The organism is Candidatus Aeolococcus gillhamiae, assembly GCF_016464765.1.
Taxonomy (GTDB): Bacteria; Chloroflexota; Dormibacteria; order Aeolococcales; family Aeolococcaceae; genus Aeolococcus; species Aeolococcus gillhamiae.
Genome location: NZ_JAEKNS010000120.1, coordinates 1 through 6,889 on the forward strand (window position 1 = coordinate 1; position 6,889 = coordinate 6,889).

The window sequence follows — 6,889 nt, forward strand, 5'->3', positions numbered from 1 at the left end:
GGACGTCCATACTTGAGTTGACCATCGTGTTCCTCCAATCAGGTTGGTAGAGCTTCCTGAAAGGATGACGCGGTGGTCATCGTCTTTTCAAGGGACTACGCCCTCGGCGTCCCCTCGTACACCACATGCCCGGACACTAACTCGCTCGAATGCTACAGATTGCTACATATATGGGTTGAACTCACACACCGGGCAGTTGTGCCCGCCGTCTCATCTAGTCTCTTTGGTCATGACTTCCGTGAGCGCTGGCGCGCTCGGCACGGTCCGGGTCACTGCGACGAACTGGAGGCGACCCTTGACCCAACACCACGACCTCCTGCGCGAGCGCGGGTGCAGCGTTTACGAGGTCGGCATCCACGCCGACGCGCCTGACATAATGTTCGTCGTGGAGGTGTGGGACTCACAAGAGGCGCACCGCCGCTCGCTCGAACACCCCGAAGTCCAAACGTCGATCGCGGTCGCTCGACCAATTCTGTCGGGAGAGTTCGGCGGTTTCCGGTTCGACGTAATCGGCTCACCCCTTCGCGAGGCTTAAGCAGTAGCCGATAGCCCGTCCGTCCGTTTGCCGATCGACCACCAGGTTCCCGGGCGTCGCTTGAGGGCGTGCCGGGTCGCGCCGTGGCCTAGGGTGTTGGGCGGATGCAAGTGATAGAAGTGCCAGCATGATCCTCCCGAAGGTCCGAGACTCTCGCTTTGTGACGTTCCGCCGCGGTGGCACCCTGACCGATTCGGATCACGAGCTTCTGGCTCTTTGGGCGGCATCGTGCGCAGTGCACGTTCTTGACCTGTTCGAGTTGGCTCAGCCTCAGGACCCACGACCGCGTCAGGCGATCGAGCATGCCCGCGCTTGGGTGCGTGGCGAGGTCAAGATGATGCAGGCTCGCGCGGCGGGCGGCCATGCAATGGGCGCGGCCAGAGACCTGCGTGGGGTTGCACGGTATGCCGCGTACGCTGCTGGCCAGGCCGGGGCCGTCGCGCACGTCGCCGCGCACGAACTCGGTGCTGCTGCCTATGCGATCAAGGCCGCACGCGCCGCCGCGCCTGAGGGTGAGGTCGACGCCGCAGGACGACTTGAGTGCCGGTGGCAGCGTGACCAGCTTCCGAAGGCGATTCGCGAGCTCGTACTTGACGACCAGCGGTTGCGGAACGACATCTGCTGGTCAGTGTTTGACTGCTGAGCGCGAGTCGGGCGCCAACACCGCCCATGGAGTGGGCGCCGTGAGCACTCGCCCGGTTAGGGCGGCCGGAACGCCTGTCCCAGTAGCCGATCCCTACTGAAACGGCCCCTGGCTCGAACGGCGCCCAACCTTGTCCTTCCTCAGCTGGGGCGCGTGATCGTGAAGCACATTCTTAGTCGCCGTACGCTCGACGTTGCGTGATGGATGGATGGGACAGTCCAGCGATGAGCACCGAAGGCGCCATGCCACAGTCGACCGCCCAACCCCAACTCTCAGTGCGGAACGGCCGGGCCGCTGTGGACTTCTACAAGGCTGCCTTCGGGGCAGTCGAGGTGTACCGCTTTGGAGGTAGCGATGATCTCGAGGAGGTGGTTGCACAGCTCGCGGTCGGAGACTCCCTGTTCTGGGTCGAGGACGAGTCGCCACCTGCCGGGAATTTCAGCCCGGAGACTGTCGGCGGATCGACGGTGAGAATGCTGCTGATTGTCGATGATCCGAAGTCGGTGCTTGACCGCGCAGTAGTTGCCGGTGCGTCGGAGGTCAACCCCGTCGGCGAAGAGCACGGCTGGCAGTTAGGCCGGATCGATGATCCGTTCGGCCACCGCTGGGAAATCGGGAGGCCGATCAGTGGATGGCCGCCACCGGACGATCATCCGAGAACCGGCTAGAGGCTGACGCCTCGACGCCCGGTCAAGGTTCCTCTTGTCGGTCAAGCCCTGATGAGTTGCAGCTAGCTCGGTCACTCGTCTTCAGGTCGAGCTCGATCGAGCCAGTCGCCGAACAACGCGGCGAGTAGTTCGGGCCGCTCGTGCATGAGCGCGTGGCCGGCGTCCTCGATGACTGCCAGGGTGGCGTGCGGGTAGCGCTCGAGCAATTCGGCCGCGTCGGCGTACCCGACGACCGAATCGCGTCGTCCCGCCACGACCAAGGTCGGCGCCGAGAAGGCGCTCCACCCGACGTCGACCGTCCACCCGGCGAAGATGCGCCCCAGCGCAGCCTCGTCCACAAGCGTCGTACCCGGCGCAACGCCGTCGCGGTAGCGGCGAGCCGTGGCCTGTGTGCGCACGACGAAGTACTCCTCGAACCCCGCCCGCTGTACAGGTTCGAGTTCGTCGTACGCGTTGGCGTCCTGGCGAACCACGTCGTGGCCAGGCACGTTTCGTGACCGCTCGGCGACGGGGCACAACAACGCCAGACCGAGCACCGTGTCTGGTCGCCGTGCGGCCACTCCACGAGCCAGGTAGGCGCCGTAGGAGTGCCCGAGCAGCATTACCGGTGCCGCGCCCAGCTGATCGATGAAATCGCCGAGCAGTGTCACCACATCGTCGTTGCAGGTCAGTCCGTCGGTCGTCGAGAGGCCCATCCCCGGCAGATCCGGATAGATTCGCCGGTATCCCGTGTCGGGAACGATTGCCTCGATCGCCGCCTCGATCTCGCGATGATCAACACCGACACCGTGTAGCGCAACGAGCGGTACGCCGCCGCCGTGCTCGACGTAATGGACCAGGACTTCGTTGATCCGGCACTCCATACCGACACCGTAATGATCCATGCCGACGACACGAGCCGCGCGAGGAATAGCCGGTTGAGGATCGGCTTGCGAGACGCTGCCCTCTCGGGGAGAGGACAGCCTAAGCGGTCCTCACCGGAGGTTCGGGCCGGGATGAGGGAGGAGTCGTGAAGGTGGCGTCAGGTCGTCCGGCGGACCGTGGCGCGACGGTGGCCGGTCCAGAGGAGGGCTCCGAGGAGCAGGACGCTGGCTCCGCTGAGGATGGAGGCTAGGGGCAGGCTGAATGCCAGGGTGATGCAGCCGGTTAGGCCGAGGAGGGGTAGCCAGCGTGGGGGCCGGTTCTCGTCGGGGGTGAGGGTGAGCGCGGAGGCGTTGGTGATGGCGTAGTAGGTCAGGACCGTGAAGGAGGAGAAGCCGATCGCGCCGCGCAGGTCAATGCTGGCCACGAGGATCGCGGCAACGGCGCCGACGACGAGTTCGGCGCGGTGAGGGGCGCCGTGGCGGGGATGGACGGTGGCGAGCAGGCCGGGCAGGTGGTGGTCGCGGGCCATCGCAAAGGCGGTGCGGGAGGCGCCGAGGATCAGGGCGAGCAGCGAGCCGAGGGCGGCGATGGCGGCGCCGATCTGAACCGCCGGGGCGAGCCGGTGCAGCGTGCCTTCCTCGACGACAGCGCGCAGCGGTGCGGTGCTGGCGGCCAGCCCGGCCGGCCCGGCGGCCAGCAGCGCGCACAGGGCGACCAGGGCGTATACGGCCAAGGCGATGCCCAGGGCAATGGGGATGGCGCGCGGAATGGTCCGGGCGGGGTCGCGGACCTCTTCGCCGAGGGTGGCGATGCGGGCGTAGCCGGCGAAGGCGAAGAACAATAGCCCGGCCGCTTGGAGGAGGCCGCGGACACCGGCGCCCGGGAACGGCGTCACGTGGCCGACGTCGGCGTGGCCGCCGGCCAGCGCGGCGATCACGACGACGGCCAGGGTCAGCAGCGTCAGGACGACGATGAGCCGGGTCAGCCATGCCGCCTTCTGGATTCCGCGGTAGTTGACCGCTGTGAGGACGAGCACGGCGAGCACACCGACCAGCCGGATCTGGTTTGGGGCGACGTAGGAGGCGAACGTCAGGGCCATCGCCGCGCAGCTGGCCGTCTTCCCGACAACAAAGCCCCAGCCGGCGAGATAGCCCCAGAAGTCCCCAAGGCGGGCCCGGCCATACACATAGGCCCCGCCGGACTGCGGGTACAACGCGGCCAGCCGCGCCGAGGACGTCGCATTGCAATATGCCACCACCGCCGCGATCGCCAAGCCGATCAACAGCCCGGAGCCGGCCGCCGCGGCGGCCGGCGCGAACGCCGCGAACACTCCGGCGCCGATCATCGACCCGAGCCCGATGACCACCGCGTCGAGCACGCCAAGCCGGCGGGTCAGTGACGGCGGGACCGAGGGTGGGACGGCAACCATGGGCAGACTCATCTCCAATCATTACCAGCGCCGTATCCCACGGCGCAGCTGGCCTTCCCCTGGGACCCGACGGCCAGGACCACGAGGAAACGCGGTCGCCGGGCTCAGCCGTCTGGGGTGCCGTGATAAGGGTAGACCTGGGTTAGATCTCGGCCGGCCAACACGGCGCCAATCTTCTCCGCAGCTGCCACTATGTCCGCGTCGGGGGCGTTGGGCAGGACGTCCTCCCACAGCGCCAGCATCATCCCGGAGGCCTCCAGCAGGCCCAGTGGCCGTGGCATGAACCAGACATGGAAGTGCGCGCCGCCGTCGCCCCAGCGGTAGAGGTGTACCCGGGCGATGTCGCCCTGGCCGCGGATATTGGTCCCCAGGCGCTTCACGGCCGGTCGAAAAGGCTCGAATCCATGGCTCAGCCATACTCTCGCAATTGCTACAAGGTGCAACAAACGTCGCCAGCCGCGGTTAGTCCCGGTGGCGCGACGGCCGTGAGGCGCCAGACAGAGCACCTGAGACATTCTTCGCAGCGGTCGTCAACAGCTCCAGGTATAGGTCGAGCTCGGCCGGCCCGGCATCGGACGGCGGGCCGAAGAGGGTAAGTTGCATCACGACCTGCTGGTCTCCGTCGAACACCGGGACGGTCACATTACGGAGGCGGTAGTGCCGGCTCGAGTCATAGACATCTGCGGGCTCGTGCTCGCTGCCCAATTCTTCGACCATCTGCCGGACCGCTCGGCTCCCATGCGGAGTCAGCCCCCCGAGAGTTGTCTTGTCAACAGTGGCTTCCAAGTTGCGTAGGCTCTCGCTCCAGATTCCAACGGACCAGCCACGCTCACGTACACGATCCAGCAGTGTCTCCAGGTGCTGCCGCTTGGCAGGTGACAGGGAGGCGCCCGCCCGCGCGAACCATTCATCCGTAGCCGACTTAGACCAAGCCACCAACGCCGCCCCCAGTGGGGGAGCAAGCGGCAGACGCTGACCGACCCGGCTAAATGGGCGACCTTCAGCAGGCGTGCCGGCTGTGGCCAGCAGGACGATCTCGCCGCCCACCGCACTAGAGGCCAGACACTCCACCTGGGTTCGCTTGGCCAACTCCTCCATGAAAGGCCGTGCTACGTCAACCAGTCGCAGATGCTCGACAAGGTCAGGCTCACTCGCGGCGGCGAGGGACAAGGGTGCGAACCGCCCGTACCCGCCCTGAAAGAACACCAGGGGCAAAGATGCCCCCGCCGCCTCCAAGAACGTCACCCGCCCCACAATGATGTAATGGTCGCCGGCATCATGGACCGCATCCACTGCGCACTCGATCCACGCCACTGCGCTGTTGAGCCGCGGGAAACCGCTAGCGGACAGCGTCCAGTCAAGGTCCTCGAACTTGCGCTGACCTACGGCTGCGAAGTAGCGGGACACCGACTCCTGGTGCGCCCCCAGCAGGTTCACGCAGAACCGTCCGCTCCTCACGACCTTGGTGGAAGTGCTGGACTGCTTTCCCGGCAAGAACGCCACCAGCGGTGGTGACAGCGACACCGAGGTGAAGGATCCAACGGTCATCCCCACCGGGGCGCCTGTCTCGTCACACGAGGTGACCACGGCGACGCCCGTCGGGAAGTGACCCAGCACGTGGCGGAACTGCTGCGGATCGATGGACTCGGACATGCCACCTCCTCGTGACTGTATGTCTGCCACCAGGTTTCACGAGCTGCCGGAGACGGTCCCATCTACTCGGCGGCGCGTCATCTCCGAATCTGGACCGGCGCCTGCGATTTCCTTGTCCAGAGCCGTTGGCCCGGCACTCAACCGTTTTGATCGGAAGTTGCAGATAAGACGAATAAGACCCACCAGTGTGGATGAGATGCTGTCCGCTGTTCTGGGGACGCAGTCGGGGACGCCAGGCATGATGGCCCCCAGCGCGTTGTGCGTGCTGATCACCAGACGGAGGCCTTGCGTCGTGCCGGGAGGTCCGGCTGGACGGGTGTCCCGGTTCCGTCGCCGACGCGGATGAGATCAAACGTAGTGGCTACAGCGGTGGCGGTCCTGTGACGAATCATGTAGTCCTCTCCGGTTCTCTCGCGGGACCCACATCGCCCTGCACTCCCGGAACTAACCATTCGTACCTTTCGGCAGGTTAGAATCCTGCGCTGACCGCGACCACTTGTCAAGGGCCTAGGATGCCTTCACTTGCGCTCCTCGACGCTGATCAGCAGTCGGAGACCTTCGGGCGGTGCCATGGCGTCGGCGTCGATCCCGCAGTGCTGCGCAGTCCTGCGGTCGACCCAGAGCGGCTGGCGCAGATACGGTGGTGTCGCCGGCGACGGACACCCACGGCCACCAGCGGGTGGCAGTGATCACTGGTCGGCGACGCCAAGCTTGACGGGGGCGCCATCAGGAAGGACGTGCTCGACCGCCGCGGACAGCCGCCCTAAGCAGCCGTCCACCAGCCGGATTCGGCGTCGCCCCTGTGGGCCGCGACGGCCGCCTTGACGCGCTCCTCGTCGCCGAGTCGGATCGCCGCCACCAGTTTCTCGTGCACGACCATCCGCTCGGCCAGATAGTCGCCCGAAGTCGAGGACGTCTCAGGGTCGGCCCGGACCGACAGCTCCGCGACGCAGCGGATCAGGGCGACGTACATCGCACGGGCGAGATCGTTCGGGGTGACCGCAGCGATGCGCTCGTGCAGTGACCAGTTGGCATGCAGGAACTGCTCCAGATCATGATCGAAGCGCCGCATCACGTCCAGGCACATCTCCAGGTCC

At 66.2% G+C, this 6,889-nt stretch carries 8 protein-coding genes; 3 read left to right on the plus strand and 5 right to left on the minus strand.

Annotation, left to right across the window (positions count from 1 at the left end):
- Positions 1-229: 229 nt before the first annotated feature.
- The 3 genes from JF886_RS11575 (at position 230) to JF886_RS11585 (ending at position 1,846) form a co-directional block, all read left to right on the plus strand.
- Entirely contained in the window at positions 230-535 is a 306-nt protein-coding gene (locus JF886_RS11575) for a putative quinol monooxygenase (RefSeq protein ID WP_337312610.1), read from the plus strand.
- 127 nt (positions 536-662) lie between these two features.
- The gene (locus tag JF886_RS11580; RefSeq protein ID WP_337312612.1) at positions 663-1,178 is read left to right on the plus strand and encodes a putative immunity protein; all 516 of its coding nucleotides are present in this window, start codon (positions 663-665) and stop codon (positions 1,176-1,178) included.
- 224 nt (positions 1,179-1,402) lie between these two features.
- Positions 1,403-1,846: a VOC family protein gene (locus tag JF886_RS11585; RefSeq protein ID WP_337312614.1), complete on the plus strand. Its 444-nt coding sequence runs from the start codon at positions 1,403-1,405 to the stop codon at positions 1,844-1,846.
- Between the two features lie 71 nt (positions 1,847-1,917).
- On the opposite strand, the gene JF886_RS11590 is transcribed toward JF886_RS11585, so the two are convergent.
- From JF886_RS11590 to JF886_RS11610, 5 genes are all read right to left on the minus strand, one after another.
- The gene (locus JF886_RS11590; RefSeq protein ID WP_337312616.1) at positions 1,918-2,709 is read right to left on the minus strand and encodes an alpha/beta fold hydrolase; all 792 of its coding nucleotides are present in this window, start codon (positions 2,707-2,709) and stop codon (positions 1,918-1,920) included.
- Between the two features lie 158 nt (positions 2,710-2,867).
- Positions 2,868-4,151 (minus strand): APC family permease, encoded by a 1,284-nt coding sequence (locus tag JF886_RS11595; RefSeq protein WP_337312618.1) that lies wholly within the window; start codon positions 4,149-4,151, stop codon positions 2,868-2,870.
- A 92-nt stretch (positions 4,152-4,243) separates the two neighbouring features.
- Positions 4,244-4,519, minus strand: coding sequence for a hypothetical protein (locus tag JF886_RS11600; protein ID WP_337312620.1), 276 nt, complete (start codon positions 4,517-4,519; stop codon positions 4,244-4,246).
- Between the two features lie 82 nt (positions 4,520-4,601).
- A complete protein-coding gene (locus JF886_RS11605; protein WP_337312622.1) occupies positions 4,602-5,792 on the minus strand; it encodes a flavin reductase in 1,191 nt (396 codons plus the stop codon).
- Positions 5,793-6,555: 763 nt separating this feature from the next.
- On the minus strand, positions 6,556-6,889 hold a 334-nt coding region (locus JF886_RS11610), incomplete at its 5' end, for an FCD domain-containing protein (RefSeq protein ID WP_337312624.1).

Bases quoted from the DNA above. Each gene is read 5' to 3' on its own strand.
- JF886_RS11595 (WP_337312618.1), bottom strand. From the start codon at position 4,151: ATGAGTCTGCCCATGGTTGCCGTCCCACCCTCGGTCCCGCCGTCACTG.
- JF886_RS11605 (WP_337312622.1), bottom strand. From the start codon at position 5,792: ATGTCCGAGTCCATCGATCCGCAGCAGTTCCGCCACGTGCTGGGTCAC.
- JF886_RS11580 (WP_337312612.1), top strand. From the start codon at position 663: ATGATCCTCCCGAAGGTCCGAGACTCTCGCTTTGTGACGTTCCGCCGC.
- JF886_RS11585 (WP_337312614.1), top strand. From the start codon at position 1,403: ATGAGCACCGAAGGCGCCATGCCACAGTCGACCGCCCAACCCCAACTC.
- JF886_RS11590 (WP_337312616.1), bottom strand. From the start codon at position 2,709: ATGGAGTGCCGGATCAACGAAGTCCTGGTCCATTACGTCGAGCACGGC.
- JF886_RS11575 (WP_337312610.1), top strand. From the start codon at position 230: ATGACTTCCGTGAGCGCTGGCGCGCTCGGCACGGTCCGGGTCACTGCG.